Below are 20,571 nucleotides of genomic sequence, written 5' to 3'. Positions count from 1 at the left end.
CCCCCCCCCCCCCCCCCCCCCCCCCCGGGCTTCGAGGCGTCGAACTGCGCTCACTGGCCGAAGCCATCGACACCACCACACCTGGCGGCCGCCTGGTGTTCCATGTATTCGCGGCGGTCGCGCAATTCGAGCGGTCGCTGGGCCTCCTGAACGCTCGGCGGCCGGGGTGCCGGATCCCCGGCCGGCCCAAGTCTCACACCGCGACGGTAACCCGTGGTTGTGACAGGGTGGGCATGAAAAAACCCGGCCCCAGTAGGGCCGGGTGGTATGACGCCATTATGCAACGCGCATTGCGCGCAGGCAATTCCCCCTCCTGTGTCGGGCCATGTCACCACGGCGTTGGCTTCTGGACACCGGCAGCCGGGTCGGGAAGCTGGCAGGCGCGGAAGTCAGCCGCGGTGAGCTGGTACCACCAGTGATTACCCACACCATCGGCCGGCGAGCCGCGCAGCTTGCCGGCGGTGTGGCTGCGTGACGGGTTCACGGTCCCAACGGGGACGCGCTGACGTGCGGCCTGGACCGGAAATTTCAGGTCGCTGTCATTGCTGATGACTACCGCGGCATCGATGCGGTGTTCGAGCACGTCGATCAGCAGGTGTGAGGCCACGTTGACGTCGGAGCCCTTTTCCTCGCGCCGCGCTGTGGAGACCATGAACAGCGCGGCGGGATTGTCCTGGCCGGCTGCGTCTTTGATCATGAGCGGGCCGCCGGGGTGAGTCAGGATTGGGCGGCCATTGCGATCAGCGGTGGCCAGCGGGGACCGTGTCACCCTGTGCACGTAGTTGCCCAGTTCGACGCGGTCGGTGGTGTGTGAGCGGCGCAGTGCTCGCAGGTAGGCGTCCTGTTCGAGGTTGCCGACCGGGTTGTCGGCTCCAGAGATGACAGCCGTGCAGTAAACCACTCGGTCGATGGTGGCCCCGGTCCAGGTCGATCGGGTGACCACCAGGCGATCGGCCAGTGCCCGCAGGTCGAGCCAGCGCCAGCCCGCCACGCCTTTCCCGCACAGGCCGCGGCCGCCGTAGTAGAGATTGAATCCGTCGATGTACACGCCTACTCGCATGGCGGGCACGCTAATGGGGAGGGGTGCAGCGACCAACCGAGAAGGGGCGACACGCCGAATCGGACCCAACCAACTCGCGTGGTTAGTCCGAATCGGTGGGGGGTCGTGAGCCGTCGTGTCGGGCCGCGGTGACCGAGTCGAGGATTTCGCGCAGAGTCCGGGCGGTGGCCTGAGCTTCGGCGGCCAGCAGCTCGGCGGCGTGCGCAGCTGCGCGGGCAGTCTCGGCGTCCTTGACGGCGGTCGCGGCCCGTGAGGACTGCTCGTCGCGTGCGGTCTCGGCGGCCGCGAGCCGGTCAGTCAGCGCGGCCAGCTCGCGGCGCAGCGCCGCGGTGGCGGCCTCGGCTTCCTCAGCGCGCGCGGTCACCGTGGCCACCTCGGTCAGCGCGTCGGCTTCGGCGGCGACCAGCTCGGCCCGCTCGGCCGCGCCGGCCTCGGCCTGCTCGTCACGCGCAGCGCTGACCGCCGCCGACCACAGCGGATCGAGCACACGGCTGAGCACCTCGGTCGGCACCGGCGACACGTCGCGGGCCGGCCGGTTGGCGCGCAGCCACTCGCTGGCGGCGTCGGTGCTGACCCGGGCCCGCTCCCGCAGCGCCCGCACGGTCACCGGCTTGCCCTCCACGCTCAGCGCGGCGAACGCATCCGCCAGCGCCGCGGCGGTGTTCTTGACGGCCATCAGGACTCCCATCGAGGTACATATAGGTACGTTCCGTGTTCCCGGTGCGTTTCTATCGTACCTCGCGGGTGTCGGTGCCGCAATGAGCCGAGCACGATTGTCAGGTGGTGACGACCCCCCTCCCATTTCGGCCCCCTGACCGACGCCGAATACGGACGCCTCAGGCATGTGGCGATCCCCGTTACTCCCAAAGCAATTCCCCGGACGGGGGATCGTAGGGCACGATCGTCCAACGTAAAGCGGCTCCCTACTTGCGACCAGGTGGTACGCGGTCTGCTCCTGCAAGGGTCAGCGCCTACCTGCACATGAAGGACGAAAGAGACGGCCGTAAGCGCACCCATCGCCCAGGCCTTCGCTGGTGCCGGCGTGGAAGCCACCGTCTACCGCGCGGGAACCGAATATCGAAACGAGCGCGACCGGCGCTCTGCGTGCCTACGTGCCCTCATTGACGACCACGCCTCCCTCAATGCGCACATCGTCCTCGACGAGGACGAGACGATGGTCAGGTTCGACAACCAGAAGCTGATCGAATACACCCGTGCCGCTCGGCTGCCGCGACACACTGCGCTACGAGCACACAAACGCTCGCACACCGATGCGTTGCTGGCCATACCCGATGCGATCGCTTGGTGCTGGGCTAAAGGCGGCGAGTGGCGCAAGCTCATCCAGCCCGCCATCACGGCCACTCGCGAAGTCTGACCCAAGGGTGTCTCAGAAAACCGCGAAGCCCGAGCGCCACGGTCGTCCGGCCGGGTCTCGGGCTCACTTCCTGAAGCTCAGCGCAACAGGCACCACCCAATATACGGGGAAAGCGCCTACTACGCCAAGGGCTCGGTGTAGCGGGCCTTGATTTCGGCGATGGCTTGTTCCTCGGTGATTTCGCCGCTGTCGAGGCGGGCCAGCATGTTGCGCACGCTGTCACTGCCGCTGAGTCCGGCTAGTCCCGCGGCTGCGATGGCCAGGTTGCTGGCTTCCGAGGGGGTGTAGCTCACCGGAGTTGGCTCAACCGAATCGGTCACGTAATCGAGAATAGTTGCAAGCACTGACACCTTCGGGCCGCGCAGACACGTACGCGCAGGAGCGTCCCGCAGGCCCTTCACCGGTTGTCTCAACTTTCTCAAAAACATCAGCGCGGATCGGCGTGGCTTGATTCAGAATCACTGCTCTTGGTGGTGGGATTGGCTCATGCCAGCACCACACAAGGGCGATCGTCTCGCCCATACGATCCGCCCGCCGCGCGAGGTCAGTGACGCGCTGCGCGCCGAAGCCGTCGCGCACGGCCTTTCCCTGTCCCAGTACGTCGCAGACCTACTGGCGATCCACATCGGAAGACCAGATCTTGCCCGGGACTTGGGCCGGTCGGACGAGGGGCTGCCGCTGGCGATCTGAGCACCGCAGCCCTGCAGCCAGGACGAAATGTAGGGCAGATGTGACAAATCCATAGCGGTGCGGAATTGCCTTTGACATGACAAAGGCCCCCTTGCGGAGGCCTTGTCTTTGCGGAGGTTGACCTGAGTTGGCGCTCAGGTCCGGGTTCCGCACCCGGTACCCCCGAAGGGGCGATGTCTTGCCAGACTCGTCTCACGGTAGCGCACACCCTGAATCAGGTACAGGTGGCGCGCGACACCGTGGCTTAAATCGTGACCTTTCTCCTGCTGCGCGGGCAGACACTGCGGTGCGCCGGCGTAGCTGGATCGAGCGTGCTGGTTCGTGTGCGCCCCGGACTCCGATGTGGACCAGCCGGGAGAGCTGGCTGACGGCGCTGCGGCGCTGGGCGGCCGATGAAGTCGTGTTCGCCGCCGAGCGTCAACGTGTCGGGGTGGCCATCACCGCACCAACTCTGTGTGCGGTCGCGGAGGTGATGGCCGAGCACGCTGACCACGCCACTGGCCGGCACGTGGCCGTCACTCGCGCCACGATCGCCGAACGAGTCGGTTGTGATGTGCGGACGGTGACCGCGGCCTGGCGGCTGCTGCGCAACACAGGGTGGGCGGTGGAGGCTCAGCGTGGGCACGGCTCACCGGGCACCCCGGCGGTTGGGCGGCGCCCCTCGGTGTACCACCTGACCCCTCGACGTACTCCCGCTCCGAGGCGCTCGGCTGTGCAGCATTTCCACCTACCGCCGTCAGGCGGTGTTAAGTCTTTATCTCCCGTAGGGAGTAACTCACCAAGCACGCACGCGTGCCGACAAAAGTTCACTCCCACCCACAAACGCCGGCGCTTACGCGCCGAGCCGCGGCCGCTAGCCCTGCAGCGTCTGGCCGCTGAGTTGGTGGCTAGCAGTCACGGGCTCGGACGCGTGCACGTCGGGACCATCTGCGATGCGCTGACCGCAGCGGGTGTGGATCCGGGGGAGTGGACCGCTCGGGCACTGATTCAAGCGCTCAACACCGACATGGTGCGGCGCGGATGGAACTGGCCGGATCAGATCAACAACCCGGCTGGGTTCGTGCTCAGCCGACTTCGACTGCTCGGTGTGCGGCCAGGGCCGCACGCTGACGGCGGCTGCGCCGCCGTCCCGGAGCAGGCACCGCGGCGGTTGGGCGGCACCGGCACCGACGCACCCCCGAGGCACACCACCGCATCGCCGGTGGTGCTCACCGTCGAGCAGCGTGAACGGATCGCCGCTGCCAAGGCCAGCATTCGCGCTGACATCGCCGCGGCCCGACGTCGCAGCGCGGCCACCGGCCGCGCTGGTGCCCGCTCAAGTCACGCAAGCTCGACGAGGATCGGAAGCACTCACGGTGCACCGCCCAGCGTCGGTCCAGAGCCCTCGTCGTAGAAGGTCCAGATCACGCCGCTGCGCAGAATCGACGTGCTCGATGTCGTGGACGACCCAGTTCAGCAGCGCCACAGTCGACCCTTCATCTCCGCGCTTCCTGAATGTCTTCAGCATCCCCAACATCAACATCGTTTCCAACGACATTTTCGCCCTAGCCACCGTCCACCCCGTCCCTGCTTTCTCGGTGTACTTCACGTGCCTTCACGCCCCAGCCAACCAGCCCCCACCGACAAACCACGCCACACCGATGATTCATTGGCACATTTGCACAGTGTGTGCAACCATCGGTGTGGGGCGCGGCTGCGCCCCACACCGGGCCGGGTTGGGTGGTTACTCGTGTTGACGATCGCGCCGTTGAAGCAGTGGTCGGTGCGTTACTACAACGACACCTCCCGGGCGGCGGTTTCAGCGGCGCTGGATCGGGAGAAAGCCGGCGGCGGGCTGGGGGAGTACTACTCCGAAGGGGAGTCCCGAACACCGTTTTGGATGTGCGCCGGAGACGCTGAAACCAGCGCCGCGTTGTGCGGTTTGAGTGCCGCGGATCGGGCCGGCGGTGAGGCCGATTTGGACGTGGTTGCGCGTTGGCTCGATGACGGTGTGGCCCCCAGCGGGGCGTGCGGACGCAAGTTTTCCGGGCGCGCCAACCACGGGTTCGATCTGACTTTTTGCGCCCCGAAGTCGGTGTCGTTGCTGCGCGCGTTGGACACCGCGGGGGTGGCTTCCAAGGCGGTGGTGGAGGCCCACAACCGGGCTGTCGGTGAGGCCCTGGAGTATCTGCACGCCCACGCCGGCTACACCCGAGTGCACAACAGCATGACCGGGATGAAGGATCTGCAGCGGCTGCCTGGTCTGGTCGCGGCGGCCTACCAGCACGAGACGTCGCGGGCCGGGGATCCGCACCTGCACACCCATGTGTTGGTGCCCAACAAGCAGGCCCGTGCCGACGGGGTGTTGGTGGCCATCGACAGTGACTCGCTGTGGCATGAAGCCAGGGCCGCCGGGATCATCTACCAGGCCACGTTGCGGGCTGAGTTGCACGCCGCGTTGGGGGTTGGATGGGAGAAGGTGGATCCGCATTCGGGGATGGCTGAGCTGGCCGGGGTGGACCCCGAACTGATCGCTGCGGCCTCGCAACGATCCACCCAATTGAGCGAGTGGGCCGCACAGAATCTGATCGTCGACGGCAGCGGAAAGCCCACTGCGGGACAACTCGCGCGGGCCCAAAAAGCCACCCGGCCGCGCAAGCCTGAGCACCGGCCCTGGGCTGAACTGAAGGCCGAATGGGCGCAGCGATTCGGTGGTGAACTGGTCTTGGATGAGCCCGCCCAGCAGGAGGCGTTGACCCGGCTGCGGGAGGACTCCCAGGCTGAGCTTCGTGCGTGGGCATGGGCTGCGGTCAGGGGCATCGACAAGCCGGCCTTCACCCGCGCTGATCTCATCGAGACACTCGGTGCGCACATGCCGACCGTCATCGATGAGGCCCCACCGATCGGCCCGCGACTGCTGCTCGAGCAGCTCGTCGACGCGGTCGGGTTGCGCGTCACCGAGGCCCGCCAACCCCACGAACGTGAAGGCCACGAGCGCTACACCGCGCTGGTGATCGCGCGCGAAGAAACCGCCATCTACTCGTTGATCGGAGCCCGCGACAAGAGCGCCGCCGTGCCGAAAACCATCGCCGAGACCGCCGCCGCTAAAGCCAAACTGTCCGCCGATCAAGCCGGGGCAGTCGTGGCGATCGCGTCCTCGCCATGGCTGGTTCAGGTGCTCTCCGCCCCGGCCGGCGCGGGCAAAACCACCTCGCTGAAAGCCCTGCGCCGCGCCGCCAAACAAGGCGGCATCGAGCACGTTTGGTTGGCCGCGCCGACCGGAAACGCCGCCGATGTCGCACTGGCCGAGGGGGCTGCCGACGGCGGCGGCACCGTCGCCGGAGCCCTCAAAGCACTGCGCGAGAACCGTCTCACTTTCGACTCCAAGACCCTGCTTGTCGTCGATGAGGCAGGCATGGTCGGCACTCCCGCACTGCGCGAACTGCTCACCGCCGCGACCGCCGCAGGAACCAAAACAGTGCTCGTTGGCGATGCCGAACAACTGGCCCCGGTCAAGGCCCGCGGTGGCATGTTCGCCCAACTGTGTGCGGATCTGCCGTGGACGCAGAAACTGTCCGAAGTGTGGCGCATGCGCGATCCCGAAGAACGCGCTGCCTCACTGGCCATCCACGACGGCACACCAGCGAGCCTGGCTCACGCCGTCGACTGGTACCGCAATCAACAGCGCCTGCACACCGGAGACCCGGTCACCATGGCCGACGACGCATTCACCGCCTGGACCACCGACCACGCAAACAACGCCGACAGCCTGCTCATCGCTGACCGCTGGGAAGTCGCCGACGCCCTCAACCACCGCATCCACCGCCACCTGCTCGGCGACGACGCCCCCACCGTGGCCGGGGCGCGGCGGCACCGCATCGGCGCCGGCGACATCATCATCACCCGCCGCAACGACCCCACCATCGGCGTCTACCCGCAGGGCAGCCGCGAGCCGGCCGCCGAGGCCCCAGTGCGCAACGGGCAACGCTGGAAAGTCACCCACATCGACACCAAAACCAACCGGGTACGTGCGGTCCGCATCGGGGATCACGCCAGAGCCGTCTTCAGCGACGACTACCTGCGCCGACACGTCCACCACGGATATGCGATCACCGTGCACGCCGCCCAGGGCGCCACCGCCGAACACTGCCACGCACTGCTATCCCCCGATACCGGGCACCGCGCCAACGCTTATGTGGCGATGACTCGCGGCCGGGCCACCAACACCGTCTACCTCTATCAACGCCTCGGTGGAGAAGGCGACCACGAACACGCACCCCACACCGTCGAAGGTGTCCACACCCCCCGCCGCGACGACGACGAAGACGCCGCCCAGGCCTTGCTTGGTCTGCTCAACCGAGACAACACCGCCCACACCGTCATCACCACCGCCGAAAACACCCCGGAAGAACAACTGTCACCACCGGTTCGAGTCCTGCTTAAACAACGCAAGACAGCGTTGGACAAGCTGCGCATCGTCGAGCAACTCGAAGAAGAAAAAGCGTGGCTGCACACCGCTTTCACCGCCACCAGTCCGAGAGCTACCCACCACATCGGAGTTCAGCAGACACTCGACCGCGCTGACGGCCTTGATGAGGAAACGCGGGCCGCCGCCCAAATGGTGGTGGGCAGCCTGCCCACCGTGCAATCAGTCCACCTCCACGATGACCAAAACAAGCCCGCCCTGTTGGGCACCATCACCGCCTGCGTCGTCGCCGGCGAACACCAGGTGCTCGCACTTCCGGTCACCGACCGCGCCCGCCGCCAAGCGTCCTCCTATTCGACCCAAGGCAATACCTACGCACCCGAGACGTTCCTTCGTGACCTCGACAACGCGACCCTGACCATCGATGAAGGAACATTGCTGATCGTCGATGACGCCGATCACCTGCAACCCGAGCAACTCCACAGCCTGACCGCCCGGGTCGCCGAGCGCAGCGCCAAGCTGGTCTTGGTCACCACCGATGACGCAGATCCACATCTCGGCGTCGAGGCGCCGAGCCGACACCTCACCGAAGCCGCCAACATCTACCTCAACTGGGGCTATCGCCTCGGAACCGACACCCCCGCCAACAGCGCTATCCAACACCGCGCCGCCCAACACAGAGACGATCCCCTGATTTCTGAAACATTGGACCAGACAAGAAAACTCATCAAAACGCTCTCCGCCCGACCCGGCTTCGGCCGCCGGCACGACAGAGATCAAAGCCGTCAGCGAAGCAGGGACGACGACTCCGGACTGGAGCTCTAAAAAAACGTCGGGTGCTCGAACCTTGTCGGTGCCGTGTCCCACCATGAACCACCACAACCCACACCCGGCGATTCACGAGAGGAACCGTTGATGAGCAGTAGTGCTGACACAGCCTTCACCGAGGCCGTCGACACGGTCCTCTCCGAGTGGGGTGAGCCCTTCTCGGCAGCCTCTACCGAGCTCACCGACGCACTCCAGGAGCTGTACCACGCCGAGCTGCAGTTCCCCCCGATATGGCCTGAACACCGCCGCCGAGCATTCATCGCCCACCACGCCGACATCGACGCAGCCGAACTATCCACCCAGTTCGATGACCTCATCGACACCGTCACCAACGAGTTCGGACTCGCCTACGGCATCCTGCCCCATCCCGACGACGCCGCCGAACTCATCACCACCGCCCGCAGACAAGCCCTCGAGGAGTTCATCGACCGACGACTCAACTACGAGTTGCCCGACGAAATCGAGGACGTTCAAACCGAAAACCTCGGCCGCGGAGAAGCCAGCATGACTGCGTGCGGGCCCACCCAACGCCGCCGCAGTCGGGCCACGCTGATGAGGGATCCGACCACGACGTAATGACGTCTTATTCGGTTCTCGTGCCCTAGCCATAAGGGGATCTACCAGGCGTTTTACATCCAGGGCCGTTACAATGAGCACTATGACGAGCGCGCCCAAGGCAATCCCCCTTAGCCACGACGAGGCTGTGGCCACGGCGGTCGTCGCAAGCGTCCTGGCTGGCCACGATCCCTCCCCGGGCGCGATGGACCTCCTGGACCGCATCGGTCGCGGGGAACTCACCTCCGACGAAGCGGTTGCCGAGGTCATCGCAGAGTTCAGTCGCCCCGCCGAGTAGGTGAATTCCTACACCAGGTGGGGCGACTACTTCTGGCCAGATTCGCCGGAAGTGCTGCGTAACCGTCTCATCCAGAGGCCGCACCGCCCAATCGTTCAGCATCCTTGATGGCCGTGTCGGTTATGCGGCTGATCGTCTCCTTGGAGACCGACGCCCCGTAGGTGTCCGAAATGTGCTGAAATCTCTTCGGTGGTAAGACTTTTGAGGTGAGCCCTTCGTAGTGGTCCAGTCGTTGTGGGACTCTTGGCTGTGTCAACCCGATCTGGGACCACGATGACGGCCTGACTGGGACCCACCTGGCACCGGCTAATCACGCCCTTGGTCTCGGTGGTCACTGCCGAGTGGCGAGGGCTATAGGTATCTGCAGACCTGATCGGGGCTACAGGTTTCGGGCTCTGGGAGGGCTGCATCGTCGCGGAGCGCAGCCACGTTGTCGCGAAGTGTTGTGAGGTCGGCGATCTGCGCGTCGATGTCGGCAAGGCGCGCGTCCAGCAGGTCACGTACGTGGCCGCAGGGAGCTTGGCCGTGGTCGCGGATGTCGAGGATCTGCTTGATCTGGGCGAGGGTGAGCCCGGCCGCTTGGCCGCGGTGGACGAAGTCGATCCGGCTGACCGCGTCGGGGGTGTAGTCGCGGTAGCCGGCCGGTGTGCGTTCGGCCGGGGGCAGCAGCCCTTGCTCTTCGTAGAACCGCAGAGTCTTGGTGGTCGTGCCTGCCGCCTCGGCGAGTTCTCCGATCCGCATCCCGGCCTCCATCGTGTCGCAGGTCTCGCTTGACCTTCCCCTTTACTGGAAGGTCCAGTATCGCTGCATCAGGAGCGTTTCCCAACAGTTCTGGGAGGAATCGGGATGCAGACCAGGTACGACCTCGCGATCATCGGATCCGGCGGCGGTGCGTTCGCGGCGGCCATTCGTGCGACCTCTCTGGGCAAGTCGGTGGTGATGGTCGAGCGTGGCACGTTCGGCGGCACGTGTGTGAACACCGGCTGCGTGCCGTCGAAGGCACTGATCGCAGCCGCGGAGGCCCGGCACGTGGCCGCGGACGCGCCGACCCGGTTCCCGGGCATCGCCAGCGTCGCGGGCGCGGTGGACATGCCGGCCCTGATCGGCGGAAAGCAGGATCTCGTCGAGGCCCTGCGGGGTGAGAAGTACGTCGACGTCGCCGACTCCTACGGTTGGCAGGTCCGCCGCGGCAACGCCGCGTTCGCCGGCACTCCGGATTCGCCCCTGCTCGAGGTCGCCGCGGCGGATGGCAGCGTCGAGACCATCGAGGCAGCGCAGTACCTGGTGGCCACCGGGTCCCGTCCCTGGGCCCCGCCGATCCAAGGGTTGGAGGAGGCCGGGTACCTGACCTCGACTACGGCGATGGAGTTGACCGAGGTCCCCGACTCGCTGCTGGTGCTCGGTGGTGGCTACGTGGCCCTGGAGCAGGCGCAGCTGTTCGCCCGGCTCGGGTCGACGGTGACCCTGCTGGTTCGGTCCCGGCTCGCGTCGAAGGAGGAGTCGGAGGTCTCCAAGGCGCTGCAGGAGGTCTTCGCCGATGAGGGCATCCGGGTGGTCCGCCGAGCGGTCCCGACCCGCGTGACCCGCGACGCCGCCACCGGCCAGGTGGTGGTGACCGCGGACGTCTCCGGTGGCGCGCAGGAGTTCCGCGCCGACGAGGTTCTGGTCGCTCTCGGCCGCCGACCGGTGACCGACGGGCTCAACCTCGACGCGGTCGAGGTGAAGACTGGCGAGGTCGGCGAGATCGTGGTCACCGACCAGCTGCAGTCCTCCAACCCGCGGATCTGGGCGGCCGGTGACGTGACCGGGCACCCCGAGTTCGTCTATGTCGCCGCCCACCACGGCACCGTGGTCGCCGAGAACGCCTTCACCGACGCCGAGCGGTCGGTGGACTACATGCGGCTGCCCCGGGTCACGTTCACCAGTCCCGCGATCGGCGCAGTCGGGATGACTGAGGCCCAAGTCCTCGCGGCCGGGATCCGCTGCGACTGCCGGGTGCTCCCGCTGGAATACGTGCCGCGAACGCTGGTCAACCGGGACACCCGCGGCTTCATCAAGATGGTCGCCAACGCCGACACCGGCGAGATCCTCGGCCTGACCGCGGTCGCCAAGGACGCCGGCGAACTGGCCGCCGCGGGCGTCCACATCATCGGCAAGACCATCGCCGAGGTCGCCGACGCCTGGGCGCCTTACCTGACCATGACCGAGGGCATCCGGATCGTCGCGAAGGCCTTCACCACCGACGTCTCCAAGCTCTCCTGCTGCGCCTGACCCGCACCCACCCCACTCAACGAAGGAGGCATCCGCGATGTCGGACCTCAGCACCCAACTGCCCCAACGACTCACCCGACCCGAGGAGACCGGCCTTGACGCCGGCCTGCTGATCCCGCTGCTGCGGCTGCTCGTCGACGGCGACCCCGTCACCGTCGAGCAACTCGCCGCGGCTGCGAGCCGCACCCTCGATGACGTACGGCGCGGTCTCGCGGCGGTGCCGGACACCGAGTACGACGATCAGGGCCGGATCATCGGCCAGGGCCTCACCCTGCGCCCCACCCCGCACCGGTTCACCGTGGCCGGTGAGGAGCTCTACACCTGGTGTGCGCTGGACACGCTGATCTTCCCCGCCCTGCTGGACCGCCCGGCAAAGGTGGAGTCGGCCTCCCCGGTCAGCGGCGAGCCGGTTCGGGTCAACGTCGACCCCACAGAAGGTGCAACCAGCGTCGATCCGCCCACCGCGGTGGTGTCGCTGGTGAACCCGGAGCAGATCACCTCGATCCGTTCCTCCTTCTGCAACCAGGTGCACTACTTCACCTCCCCCGAGGACGCCGCGGGCTGGCTGGCCGAGCACCCCGGCGCGGAGGTGGTCCCGGTGGCCGAGGCGTGCCGGATCGGGGCCGCCCTCGCCACCGGCCTGCTCAACCGCCTCCAGGCGCCCGCCGCGGCCGACGACAGCCACAGCTGCTGCTGACCCATACCCACTGAAGGGAATGAGAACACCGATGATGTCCAACCACGACGATCGCCCGGGAGGCAGCGGCCTGCTCCTCGGAGCCGGCGCCGCGCTGCTCATGGTCGCCTGTTGCGGACCACCGAATGGGTCCCCCTCACTTTTGGCGTACAACGAGAAGCAGGAGCCAACGGACGGGACTAATGTAGGTGGAAGAAGCCGAGTGGACCGGGTGCTACCGCGACTGCGCATCGTCGTATTGGTCCCGCAGGGAATCGAGCACGGGGCCGGTCGGGCTGCCGATGTGCCAGGTGATCCAGCCGTTCGATGAGAGCACTTGCGCCGCCTCGTCACGGTCGCTGTTGAGGGCTGTCTGGGCAGCTTTGCTCACGGAGCTGTGGGCGACGCCGTCGACCACGATCTCTCCCTGGGTGGACACGATGCCGGTCGCGGTGGTGCCGCCCTGGCTCAGGTGCAGCTCGGTGCCGGCACTGATCAGCCCGGCAGCCACCAGCTCGGGCAGTTTGGCTTTCTTGGTGCGGCGCCGGCGGTGGGGAGCGGCACCCGTCGGGACGGCGCTATCGGTAGCGCCGACAGGGACCTCGTCCTCGTCCTCGTCAGGCAGGTCCGCGGGCTTGTGTACGTCGAGCCCGGCAAGCCGGACCGCCGACAGTATCGAGCCGAGAAGCTCGTCCAGGCTCAGCTCCATGTGCCGCGGCAGGGTGTCGTCGCGGTCCTCCTTGCCTCGTTGGACAGTGATTCCTGGGATAGCGGCCAGCTCTGCGGCCAGGCGACCTTCCAAGTAGCCGACATCGGCACTGGTGAAGCCGTGGCTGGTGTCGCGCTTGACCACCACGGCGCGTTTCCAGTCGATCGGTGGAACACCGTTGTGCGTGCTGATCCTGCCCCGAAGCCTGACCGACTTGCCGACGTAGATGAGGCCCGAGCCGTCGGTGGTCATCAGGACGTACACGCCGGGCACATTCCAGTCGTCTACAGGGAGGTTCTGCCAGTCTCGGCGGTGGAAGTAGCCCACGCGCAGTGCGTGGGTGGTGAAGTCGGCGACCACCGGGGAGGTCGTGGACGCAGGGATCTGGACGTTGACTGCGACGACCTGTGCGCTCACGATGGACTTCCCATCTCGACGGTGTCCCATAGACCGATCTGCTCGTTTGCGTGCCGGTGTTCACGCTCCTGAGGCGTCAGGGCGTAGTCGAGACTGGCCGATTCGAAGCGCTTGAACTGGTAGATCGCGTGGTTGAGGTGCGCGGCGTTGAACAAGCCGATCTCGTTGAGTGTCTGGAAATCCTCGACGGTCAGGCCGGTGACCCGCTCGAACAGGTCGGGGTCCAGGGACTCGATGACATGCTTGAGAGCCTCTTCCCGGAAGTCCGTGACATACATGAACACCGGGATCTTGGCGAGGAACTTCTGGAGCTTCTCGCGGATCTCCTTGCGCTTGCTGTTCGTCTCGGTCTGCTGCTTCTTCTGGGTGCCGTCGAGCTTGCCCTTCTGCTCACGCTTGGCCTTCTTCAAGTCCTTGGTATTGGTGATGACCTGCGCGGCATTGTCGACAAGTGCTCGGAAGTCCTCGATGTTGCTCAAGGTCTCCATCAAGTCGGGGCGGTCCAGTACTGCGGCCAGCGTGCGCTCGTTGACATCGACCAGCAGCGGTGAGTTCCAGCGCCGGGCCAGTGCAGCCGCACCGATGCCGGCGGTAGCCCAGTCGAGCACAGCAGCAGCGTCGAGTGCGGTCATGGCGCCACCGGTAAAGCCGAAGATCGGCAGGTAATTGATCAGCTCGCCGATCGCCTGGGTGGGCGTGGTCTCGCCGGTGGTGGCGAGCTTGGAGCCGTATTCAGCGACAAGACTCAGCGCGCGGTTGGGGTCGAACTCGAAGACGTAGCAGGTGGGCTTGTGCACGTCGAGGTGCCCCTCCGCGTCGCGGTGTGCCCATGGGGACTGCACACGGAAGGCGGCCTGAAAGTAGGACTCCGGGCTCTTGAGCGAGCGCAGCATAAAGATGGCACCCCACTCGCGCACGGTCACGCCGGTCATCAGCTTGCCGCACGACAAGGTAATAGATCCGGGACCGCCAGCAGTCTTGACTGCGGCTATCGCGGCCTCGACAGTCGGCAGGGCCGCAGCACCCTGCCCGGCCTTGTTCCCGGCTGCGACGACGACCTCGAACTGAGAGAAGTACGGGTGCTCGCGCAACAGGTCAGCCATGGCGAAACACGATGCGACGCTGGGCAAGTACCAGACCGAGTGCTTGATCGCGGACTTGAACCGATGCGCCTCGTACGGGAACGGCGGCTTGTCCTGAACCTGCACCTGCAGCTTCATCTGCTCACTGAGCTTTCCGCGAAGCAGCTCCAGAAACTCGGCAACCTCGTCGGGACGCTCAAAGCTGTAACGATCGGGGCCCTTCGTCGCTTTGAAGGTCTCATTGAGGCTGAAACCACCGAACTCCCCGTCCTCGGCGTATTCAGCCGCACCGACACCCATGTCGTAGGTGTACATCTGCATCTGAGGCAGAGACAGGTAGGGGTTGGGCTGGTCTGGGTCGCCCCAGTTGGCTTTCTCACGCTGCTCGTCGATGTAGGTCCAGTTGAAGATCGCATCCTCGGTGAACTCACCCTCGGTGATAGCCCGGAACGGGGTACCCGACAGGTAGAGATAGTGGTCGGCGTGCACGGCCAGTTCCTCGTCGATCTCGGCGGCGGTGACCTGATCGTCTGGTTCCTCAGCCTCGGCAATGGTCGCATCAACTGGGTCGTACAGGGCGCGCGCGGAGTCTCGCCAGGCGCCGAAGTGGTACTCGTCGAGCACGATAGCGTCCCAATCGATGAGGTGGATGACCTCGTTGCGAACCTTGATCTTCCCGTCGGCATCGCGCCCGCCTAGGTCCTGCAAGGAGGCGAACCAGACCACGGGTCCGGCGTAGTCTGCTGCCTCTTCACGCTCATCGTCGAGGGTGTTCTTGTCGACGTAGCGCCAGCCGTCAAAGTCGACGTGGCTGACCAGATCGTCATGCCAGGCGGTAGCCACAGCAGGTTTGAAGGTCAGTACCAGTACCCGCTTCCAGCCCATCTCCTTGGCCAGTTGATAGGTGGCGAAGGTTTTGCCGAACCGCATCTTGGCGTTCCACAGGAACTTGGGTGCCTGGGTGCCGGTGTGGTTGCGGAAGTAAGCGGCGGTCTGGTCGATCGCGGCCTGCTGCTCGGGTCGCGGTTTGAAGGTTTGAGTGCGCGTCGGCTGGTAGGCAATACCCGAGACCACGGCGACGATCGCCGCCTTGACCTCGTCGAGGGTCGCCTCAAACCATTCGCCTCCGATGCGGTGGATACCAGCGGAAACCAAGGCCGCATGCAGGTCATGGTCGGAGAACTCCGTGCCGTCGGCGCGCAATGCTGGCTCATCGAGCAGGATCTGCACACCCTTGAGCCCAGGATAAGCGGTGCCCAGCTGCTGCTTGATCCGCGCGCGGGCGGTGCCCTTGGTCGTCTGGCCGACCTTGATCAAGCCCTGGCCTCTGACTAGGAGATCACCATGTGCGCGCTCCCATGGCTCAGTGTCCTTGCCCACGACGGTGTAGGCGTAGATGCGGTTGCCCATCGGCTAGTCCTCGTCGGCGGCGTCGTCGATCTTCCCGGGCTTGTACTTGGTGCCGCCGGGCAGGTGGCTGGCGGGGATCGGTGAGTCCAAGGACCAATTGACCTCACGCGGCATGATCTTGGACTCGACGTACTCGCGCTCATCGGCGGTCAGGCCGAAGTGGTCGTAGAGCTGCTCGTCGGTCCAGGCGCGGGTCATGTCGAGCATGGGCACGAATCGAAAGCGGTCGGGAGTGAGGTCCTGGGTCACCTTCCGTTGTAGGACGAGGAAGCGGTACAACTTGGTCGCCATGTACCCGGCGTAGTTCCGGGTCTCTTCCTCGCTATCAAACGATGCAGCAATGAGATACGTCTGGGTACAGGCGGAACCCGGTGCAAGTGCGATCGGTGTGCCAAGGACATACGCGACGTCCCGTCCATGGCCGTCACCCGCCTTCGGAATGAGAACCTTCCAACGGTCGACCCAATCGTGCAGGCGCTCAAGCTGATCTGACCGTACGTACCCGATTTTGTTGCCATACACGACAGGGATATTTCCAGGAAAGGGTTCGTCGACAGCCCCGCTGAAATTGGTCCGGAGACCGAAAGGCACTTGAGGCGCGAAGCCGTTTTCCACGCTGGGAAGTGCTGTCGCACGGACCTTCGCAACGATCGAAGCCGCTAGGTTATCGCGCATAAGGACGCCGTCACCGGCTCGTAGGTCGCGGCTCATGGTTGAGTTGATCGTGCCGTTTACGCGGGTGGAGAATTCACAATCACCGTCATGGTCGCGGTCCCACAGGAAGTAACTGACGCCGCCTTTGATTTCGACGCCGGGGAAGCAGTCGAATAGCTTCGGGTTGTCGACGAGCTTCGAAAGGTGGCGGTCGGCGATCATCCTGCCGCGGAAGTCGTCAAGGCCCAGCCCCCCAGTGAACCAGCGTGAGGGGGTGATCATCAGGACGTAACGGGGGTTCATCTCGATCGCCCGCTCGACGAATTTCTGATAGATCGGCATCGTGCGGGTGTTCCCGTCACTATCGATCTGGTACGGCGGGTTGCCGACTATCACGTCGAACTGCATGTCGGCCATCTCCTTTGTGGGGTAGGTGCCGTGGATGAATGAATAGGCGTAGTTCTCGCGGGAGTCTCCACGTTCAAGGTCCTCAGGGGCGTTGCATAACCGACAGCGGCCGTCCTTGTTGAAGTCGTGTGCAGACGGGACGTACGGGATGTTGCCGGCCGGGTCGTCGAATCGCACCATGCTGTAGGCACTGGAGGCGTCGGCGGTGCAGTAGACGCTGCGCCGGGAGATGATGCCGGTCATCTCGGTGATTGCGGCGCCGTAAAGCATGTTGCGGAAGATGTGCTCCCGCCGGGCGACGAAGTCTGGTTCCCAGTCCGCCAGGCCGTCGAGTAACCGAGTGGCGATTTCGCGTAGGAACACTCCCGACTTGCTGAACGGATTGAGCCAGCGATAGTGCGGCTCGTGCCAGACATGCTCAGGCAGCAGGTCGAGCATCGCGCAGGCCAGCTTGGGTGAGGTCGGTACCTCGTCGTTGGACAGCTGAGCCAGACAGTCGAGGATATCGGGAACGTGCTGGGTGAACCGGCTCATGCGCCGATCCTTCTGGGCTCGCCAGCCACCGGCTCGGGGTTGCACAGAAGTAGGGCGTAGTGGATCGGCTTGCTATCGACCTTTGGGACATGGAACAGATCGAGCTGGTCTTGGTCGCTGTTCACGGTCGACCACTCACGGGTGAACGTGCCGTTTCGGCCTGCGCGGTAGTCCACCCATTCGATCGTGTCGAGGTCAGCCAAGGTGTCGGCCTGCACGACGTTGGTGGACAGGACGGCCTCGACCGCGCCGGCGAAGCCGGCGGTGGCCTCGCGGGTGTTCAGGTCGTTGTCCAGGTGCGCGATGATGACGCTGCGCAGCCGATCCTTGGACTCTGCCACGTTCTCGGCGTCGATGTCGATGGCGTAGATCGAGGCCAGTGCGCGCAGAATGCGATGCTCGTACTGTTGGCCGGTCTGGTAACGCTCGCGCGTGACGAAGGCCAGCTTGCGGATCAGAATCTCTTCGAGGAAATTGCCAGACCCTGCTGCGGGCTCGAAAAACTTGCGATCGGTGTTAGACGGGTCTGCGGCGCTGGGAAACATGCCGGGAACCAGATCGAGCATGGCATGGACCTCGCGGGCGTGCGTGTACACCTCGGCCAAGTCACGAACTCGCTGACGCGTCTTAATCTGCATTCTTCCCCCAACTGACACCGGCTTGCGCTTGATCTTCTCAATCTCCGCCGACATCTGGCTGCAAGGTCAACAAGTTCGTGTCATGCCCGGGGCGTCTGACGGAGCTGTTCCGTATCGCCGACCGGCTCACCACACAAACAGCATCGACGAACGGCCGGTTGCCGATCTGAGTCAGTTCGTTCGGTGCAGTCTCAAAGACGGCGCTCTTACCGCGCTCCGCCTTCGAAGGCGGACGGGCCTCATTTCTAAAGAAACGAGACAGGCTGAGCACTTCTCCAGCCAAGCCGCATTGCTCCAGGTCGGGGTGTCTCGTTTCTTGTCTCACACTGCGTGTCTCGAATCTTCACTGTCGGTCAATGGTGGGACAGTTCGTATATGACATCGATTCTCGGATACGCCCGTGTGAGCACTCTCGGCCAGGACCTCGATGTGCAGGTGGCTGCCTTAGCAGCAGCCGGAGTTGACGGGGATCGGGTGTACAGCGACAAACTTTCCGGGGCGGCCAACACCACTCGACCTGGCCTGGCGGCGTTGCTCGACTACGCGCGCGAAGGCGACACCGTGGTCGTCACCGCGATCGATCGACTCGGCCGCTCGGCGGCCGAAGTCACCCGCACCATCGCCGATCTGGGTCAGCGCCGAATCCTATTGCGCGCTCTACGTGAAGGCGTAGACACGGGTACTCCAACAGGTCGTGCCGTGGCCGCCATCATGGCCACTTTGGCCGAGCTCGAACTCGAACTCGGCCGTGAGCGCCGCGCCGCCGCCCGCGAGTCGCGGCGGGCTCGAAGCCTGCCGACCACCAAGCCGCACAAGCTCAGCCCTGAACGTCAAGAACAGCTGCGTCGCCTCGCCGCAACTGGTGAGCCGGTTGCCGAGCTCGCCGTCGCCTTCGGCATCGGACGCGCCACTGCATACCGCTATCTCGCTGCGCGCTGAATAACCAACTGCATCTAGCTAGACGTAACAGCAGTCTCCCCCAACTGTTTACGATCTAGATGCAGTTGGTTATGTGTCAATGGACATCTGAAACTGCCCGTGGGTGGACAGTTCGGCGCGCAGTGCGCTGCGGTAGATGTTGGCGAACTGATAGAGGCACTGGCCGATGAAAGAAGGTGCCCAGCGACGCCCCTCCCGAGGATTGCCAGCGATGGGTCATGAGCACCTTGTCGCCGGAAGTAGATCAGCGCGGCGACCACGGTGTCGGTGGCGATGTCATCGATGGTCTGGTCGTCGGGCCAGCCCTCGATGCGGCCCAGGCGCGTAGCCCGGTCAGCGTCTTGGCCTTTGCCGTAGATGGTGCCGTGGCGGATCCAATGCCCGAGCAGCATCACCCAAGTCCGTAGCGTGCCAAGCTCGGCGGGAGAACCTATCCCACAGCCCCGTTCGGCGCGCCACGCCGAGAAGGACGCTTGTCCGCAGCGGGCCGAGTGCTCCACACTATGAATACTGAGTTACTGAACTACGGATATACGAATATCTGTAGATACTGATTTGAAGGTGCTTCCATGCCGCCAATCCTCACGATCGCCGTTGCCAACCTCAAAGGCGGCTCGACCAAGACCACAACCGCCGCGTTTGTGCTCCACGCACTGGCCGAGGCCGGCCTGTCGGTCCTGGGTGTTGACGCTGACGGCGAGAATGAATCGCTGCTGGCCTGGTCCGAGGCGGGAGAGTGGACAGTGCCCGTCATCGGCATGCCCGTTTCCGATCTGCACCGCAAGCTGCCCGGAATCGCCGGAGACCGCTACGACACCGTCGTGATCGACACACCGCCCATGAAGGAGCGGCTTGGCGTTGTCGCTTCGGCGATCCGCATGGCCACCCACATCCTGGTCCCGATGGCGCCGACGGGCATGGAGTACTCCCGTCTGCCCGCTATCCGCGAACTGGTCGACGAGGCTAGCGCCCTCGCGCCCGGCGACCCGCCGCAACTCGCGGTCGTGCTGACCCGGACCGTGCCGAACGCGGCCAGCACCGAGGTCTACCGCGAGATGCTCACCGCCGACGGTGTCCGCGTGCTCAATCCCACCGTCGGACGTCTAGAGCGCTACGCCCAGGCGTTCGGGCTTCCCATCAACAACGCGGCCGCCACCGCCTATGGCGACATCGCTGCCGAACTACTCACTGTCACAGCAACTCCTTAAATAAGTAGATCTGTAAATACGGATGTACTGAAATACTGATATATCCGTAGAGCAGGGAGGATTCCCCCACGATGAGCACGGCAGCCGACAGGATCAAGGCCAACGCTGAACGCCTGAAGCGCACAGCCGCGACACACGATCCGACGCCGCCGGAGGCCCCAGCTGCGGCGGCGACGGCTCCGATGGTTGTCCGGCAGAAGAACGTGCGGCGCACCGTCGATCTATCCCCGACCGCACACCGCGCCCTCGACTCCTGGCAACGCGGCGCCGCCGACCGGCTAGGCCTTGCCCGCGTCACCGGCCAAGAAGTGATCGCGGCCCTCGTCGACCAGCTTCTGGCCGACGCCGACCTCAGCGAGCACATCATCCGCATCATCGCAGCCCAAAGGACCTAAAGAAGGCTCCCCCCCCCCC

The 20,571-nt window shown here is 65.2% G+C and carries 20 protein-coding genes and 1 pseudogene; 13 read left to right on the top strand and 8 right to left on the bottom strand.

The window, feature by feature from the left end; genetic code table 11:
• Positions 1 to 140, top strand: a pseudogene (locus ACJH7A_RS28230) (recombinase family protein); the annotation flags it as partial.
• 188 nt (positions 141 to 328) lie between these two features.
• On the opposite strand, the gene ACJH7A_RS28225 reads toward ACJH7A_RS28230, so the two are convergent.
• Positions 329 to 1,060 carry an NYN domain-containing protein gene (locus ACJH7A_RS28225; RefSeq protein WP_088304634.1) on the bottom strand — a complete coding sequence of 244 codons (732 nt, stop codon included), beginning with the start codon at positions 1,058 to 1,060 and terminating at the stop codon, positions 329 to 331.
• Between the two features lie 82 nt (positions 1,061 to 1,142).
• Positions 1,143 to 1,736, bottom strand: coding sequence for a hypothetical protein (locus tag ACJH7A_RS28220; protein ID WP_406803130.1), 594 nt, complete (start codon positions 1,734 to 1,736; stop codon positions 1,143 to 1,145).
• A 366-nt stretch (positions 1,737 to 2,102) separates the two neighbouring features.
• Here ACJH7A_RS28220 and ACJH7A_RS28215 point away from each other — a divergent pair, with 366 nt between their 5' ends.
• The gene (locus ACJH7A_RS28215) at positions 2,103 to 2,435 is read left to right on the top strand and encodes a hypothetical protein (protein ID WP_406803128.1); all 333 of its coding nucleotides are present in this window, start codon (positions 2,103 to 2,105) and stop codon (positions 2,433 to 2,435) included.
• A gap of 119 nt (positions 2,436 to 2,554) precedes the next feature.
• Here the strand turns inward: ACJH7A_RS28215 and ACJH7A_RS28210 are convergent, their stop codons facing one another.
• Positions 2,555 to 2,755, bottom strand: coding sequence for a hypothetical protein (locus tag ACJH7A_RS28210; RefSeq protein ID WP_406803126.1), 201 nt, complete (start codon positions 2,753 to 2,755; stop codon positions 2,555 to 2,557).
• A gap of 166 nt (positions 2,756 to 2,921) precedes the next feature.
• Between ACJH7A_RS28210 and ACJH7A_RS28205 the strand changes: the two genes are divergently transcribed.
• The 5 genes from ACJH7A_RS28205 (at position 2,922) to ACJH7A_RS28185 (ending at position 9,211) form a co-directional block, all read left to right on the top strand.
• Positions 2,922 to 3,125 (top strand): toxin-antitoxin system, encoded by a 204-nt coding sequence (locus ACJH7A_RS28205; RefSeq protein WP_200973559.1) that lies wholly within the window; start codon positions 2,922 to 2,924, stop codon positions 3,123 to 3,125.
• A gap of 883 nt (positions 3,126 to 4,008) precedes the next feature.
• Positions 4,009 to 4,518 (top strand): hypothetical protein, encoded by a 510-nt coding sequence (locus ACJH7A_RS28200; RefSeq protein ID WP_406803125.1) that lies wholly within the window; start codon positions 4,009 to 4,011, stop codon positions 4,516 to 4,518.
• Between the two features lie 336 nt (positions 4,519 to 4,854).
• Positions 4,855 to 8,355 (top strand): MobF family relaxase, encoded by a 3,501-nt coding sequence (gene mobF / locus ACJH7A_RS28195; RefSeq protein ID WP_406803123.1) that lies wholly within the window; start codon positions 4,855 to 4,857, stop codon positions 8,353 to 8,355.
• Positions 8,356 to 8,445: 90 nt separating this feature from the next.
• Positions 8,446 to 8,934, top strand: coding sequence for a hypothetical protein (locus ACJH7A_RS28190; RefSeq protein ID WP_088304643.1), 489 nt, complete (start codon positions 8,446 to 8,448; stop codon positions 8,932 to 8,934).
• 82 nt (positions 8,935 to 9,016) lie between these two features.
• On the top strand, positions 9,017 to 9,211 hold the full coding sequence (locus ACJH7A_RS28185; protein WP_237164464.1) for an antitoxin VbhA family protein: 195 nt from the start codon (positions 9,017 to 9,019) through the stop codon (positions 9,209 to 9,211).
• Positions 9,212 to 9,562: 351 nt separating this feature from the next.
• On the opposite strand, the gene ACJH7A_RS28180 is transcribed toward ACJH7A_RS28185, so the two are convergent.
• Entirely contained in the window at positions 9,563 to 9,952 is a 390-nt protein-coding gene (locus tag ACJH7A_RS28180; protein ID WP_006246584.1) for a heavy metal-responsive transcriptional regulator, read from the bottom strand.
• Positions 9,953 to 10,057: 105 nt separating this feature from the next.
• Here ACJH7A_RS28180 and merA point away from each other — a divergent pair, with 105 nt between their 5' ends.
• Both merA and merB read left to right on the top strand, forming a co-directional pair.
• Positions 10,058 to 11,482: a mercury(II) reductase gene (gene merA, locus ACJH7A_RS28175; RefSeq protein ID WP_006246583.1), complete on the top strand. Its 1,425-nt coding sequence runs from the start codon at positions 10,058 to 10,060 to the stop codon at positions 11,480 to 11,482.
• Positions 11,483 to 11,519: 37 nt separating this feature from the next.
• Complete coding sequence (gene merB, locus ACJH7A_RS28170; RefSeq protein ID WP_006246582.1) at positions 11,520 to 12,179, top strand: organomercurial lyase MerB; 660 nt, start codon at positions 11,520 to 11,522, stop codon at positions 12,177 to 12,179.
• A 214-nt stretch (positions 12,180 to 12,393) separates the two neighbouring features.
• On the opposite strand, the gene ACJH7A_RS28165 is transcribed toward merB, so the two are convergent.
• From ACJH7A_RS28165 to ACJH7A_RS28150, 4 genes are read right to left on the bottom strand one after another with little or no spacing between them, the layout of a single operon-like run.
• Positions 12,394 to 13,284 carry an excinuclease ABC subunit C gene (locus tag ACJH7A_RS28165; protein ID WP_406803121.1) on the bottom strand — a complete coding sequence of 297 codons (891 nt, stop codon included), beginning with the start codon at positions 13,282 to 13,284 and terminating at the stop codon, positions 12,394 to 12,396.
• Positions 13,281 to 15,776, bottom strand: a complete 2,496-nt coding sequence (locus tag ACJH7A_RS28160) for a DEAD/DEAH box helicase (protein WP_406803119.1) — start codon at positions 15,774 to 15,776, stop codon at positions 13,281 to 13,283. The genes ACJH7A_RS28165 and ACJH7A_RS28160 overlap by 4 nt, the downstream gene beginning before the upstream one ends.
• A 3-nt stretch (positions 15,777 to 15,779) precedes the next feature.
• On the bottom strand, positions 15,780 to 17,372 hold the full coding sequence (locus ACJH7A_RS28155; RefSeq protein WP_302422368.1) for an Eco57I restriction-modification methylase domain-containing protein: 1,593 nt from the start codon (positions 17,370 to 17,372) through the stop codon (positions 15,780 to 15,782).
• The gene (locus ACJH7A_RS28150; protein ID WP_406803131.1) at positions 17,369 to 17,968 is read right to left on the bottom strand and encodes a type III restriction endonuclease subunit M; all 600 of its coding nucleotides are present in this window, start codon (positions 17,966 to 17,968) and stop codon (positions 17,369 to 17,371) included. Before ACJH7A_RS28150 ends, ACJH7A_RS28155 begins: the two co-directional genes overlap by 4 nt.
• Before the next feature lie 417 nt (positions 17,969 to 18,385).
• Between ACJH7A_RS28150 and ACJH7A_RS28145 the strand changes: the two genes are divergently transcribed.
• The 4 genes from ACJH7A_RS28145 to ACJH7A_RS28130 all read left to right on the top strand — a co-directional run bounded on the left by ACJH7A_RS28145 (position 18,386) and on the right by ACJH7A_RS28130 (position 20,552).
• On the top strand, positions 18,386 to 18,949 hold the full coding sequence (locus ACJH7A_RS28145; RefSeq protein WP_088304637.1) for a recombinase family protein: 564 nt from the start codon (positions 18,386 to 18,388) through the stop codon (positions 18,947 to 18,949).
• A gap of 218 nt (positions 18,950 to 19,167) precedes the next feature.
• Entirely contained in the window at positions 19,168 to 19,356 is a 189-nt protein-coding gene (locus ACJH7A_RS28140; protein ID WP_406803116.1) for a hypothetical protein, read from the top strand.
• Positions 19,357 to 19,518: 162 nt separating this feature from the next.
• Positions 19,519 to 20,157: a ParA family protein gene (locus tag ACJH7A_RS28135; protein WP_088304636.1), complete on the top strand. Its 639-nt coding sequence runs from the start codon at positions 19,519 to 19,521 to the stop codon at positions 20,155 to 20,157.
• A gap of 71 nt (positions 20,158 to 20,228) precedes the next feature.
• Positions 20,229 to 20,552: a hypothetical protein gene (locus ACJH7A_RS28130; RefSeq protein ID WP_088304635.1), complete on the top strand. Its 324-nt coding sequence runs from the start codon at positions 20,229 to 20,231 to the stop codon at positions 20,550 to 20,552.
• Positions 20,553 to 20,571 lie beyond the last annotated feature (19 nt).

Origin of the sequence: Mycobacterium sp. SMC-17 (assembly GCF_045310915.1) — a bacterium.
GTDB lineage: Bacteria > Actinomycetota > Actinomycetes > Mycobacteriales > Mycobacteriaceae > Mycobacterium.
Note: the sequence above shows the minus strand (reverse complement) of the source record. Positions and strands in the feature narration are given on the sequence as shown.

Excerpts from the sequence above, each read along its gene's own strand:
- ACJH7A_RS28160 (WP_406803119.1), bottom strand. The coding sequence starts at position 15,776 with ATGGGCAACCGCATCTACGCCTACACCGTCGTGGGCAAGGACACTGAG.
- ACJH7A_RS28180 (WP_006246584.1), bottom strand. The coding sequence starts at position 9,952 with ATGCGGATCGGAGAACTCGCCGAGGCGGCAGGCACGACCACCAAGACT.
- ACJH7A_RS28140 (WP_406803116.1), top strand. The coding sequence starts at position 19,168 with ATGAGCACCTTGTCGCCGGAAGTAGATCAGCGCGGCGACCACGGTGTC.
- merA (WP_006246583.1), top strand. The coding sequence starts at position 10,058 with ATGCAGACCAGGTACGACCTCGCGATCATCGGATCCGGCGGCGGTGCG.
- ACJH7A_RS28145 (WP_088304637.1), top strand. The coding sequence starts at position 18,386 with ATGACATCGATTCTCGGATACGCCCGTGTGAGCACTCTCGGCCAGGAC.
- ACJH7A_RS28155 (WP_302422368.1), bottom strand. The coding sequence starts at position 17,372 with ATGAGCCGGTTCACCCAGCACGTTCCCGATATCCTCGACTGTCTGGCT.
- ACJH7A_RS28220 (WP_406803130.1), bottom strand. The coding sequence starts at position 1,736 with ATGGCCGTCAAGAACACCGCCGCGGCGCTGGCGGATGCGTTCGCCGCG.
- ACJH7A_RS28130 (WP_088304635.1), top strand. The coding sequence starts at position 20,229 with ATGAGCACGGCAGCCGACAGGATCAAGGCCAACGCTGAACGCCTGAAG.
- merB (WP_006246582.1), top strand. The coding sequence starts at position 11,520 with ATGTCGGACCTCAGCACCCAACTGCCCCAACGACTCACCCGACCCGAG.
- ACJH7A_RS28225 (WP_088304634.1), bottom strand. The coding sequence starts at position 1,060 with ATGCGAGTAGGCGTGTACATCGACGGATTCAATCTCTACTACGGCGGC.
- ACJH7A_RS28185 (WP_237164464.1), top strand. The coding sequence starts at position 9,017 with ATGACGAGCGCGCCCAAGGCAATCCCCCTTAGCCACGACGAGGCTGTG.
- ACJH7A_RS28205 (WP_200973559.1), top strand. The coding sequence starts at position 2,922 with ATGCCAGCACCACACAAGGGCGATCGTCTCGCCCATACGATCCGCCCG.
- ACJH7A_RS28190 (WP_088304643.1), top strand. The coding sequence starts at position 8,446 with ATGAGCAGTAGTGCTGACACAGCCTTCACCGAGGCCGTCGACACGGTC.
- ACJH7A_RS28135 (WP_088304636.1), top strand. The coding sequence starts at position 19,519 with ATGCCGCCAATCCTCACGATCGCCGTTGCCAACCTCAAAGGCGGCTCG.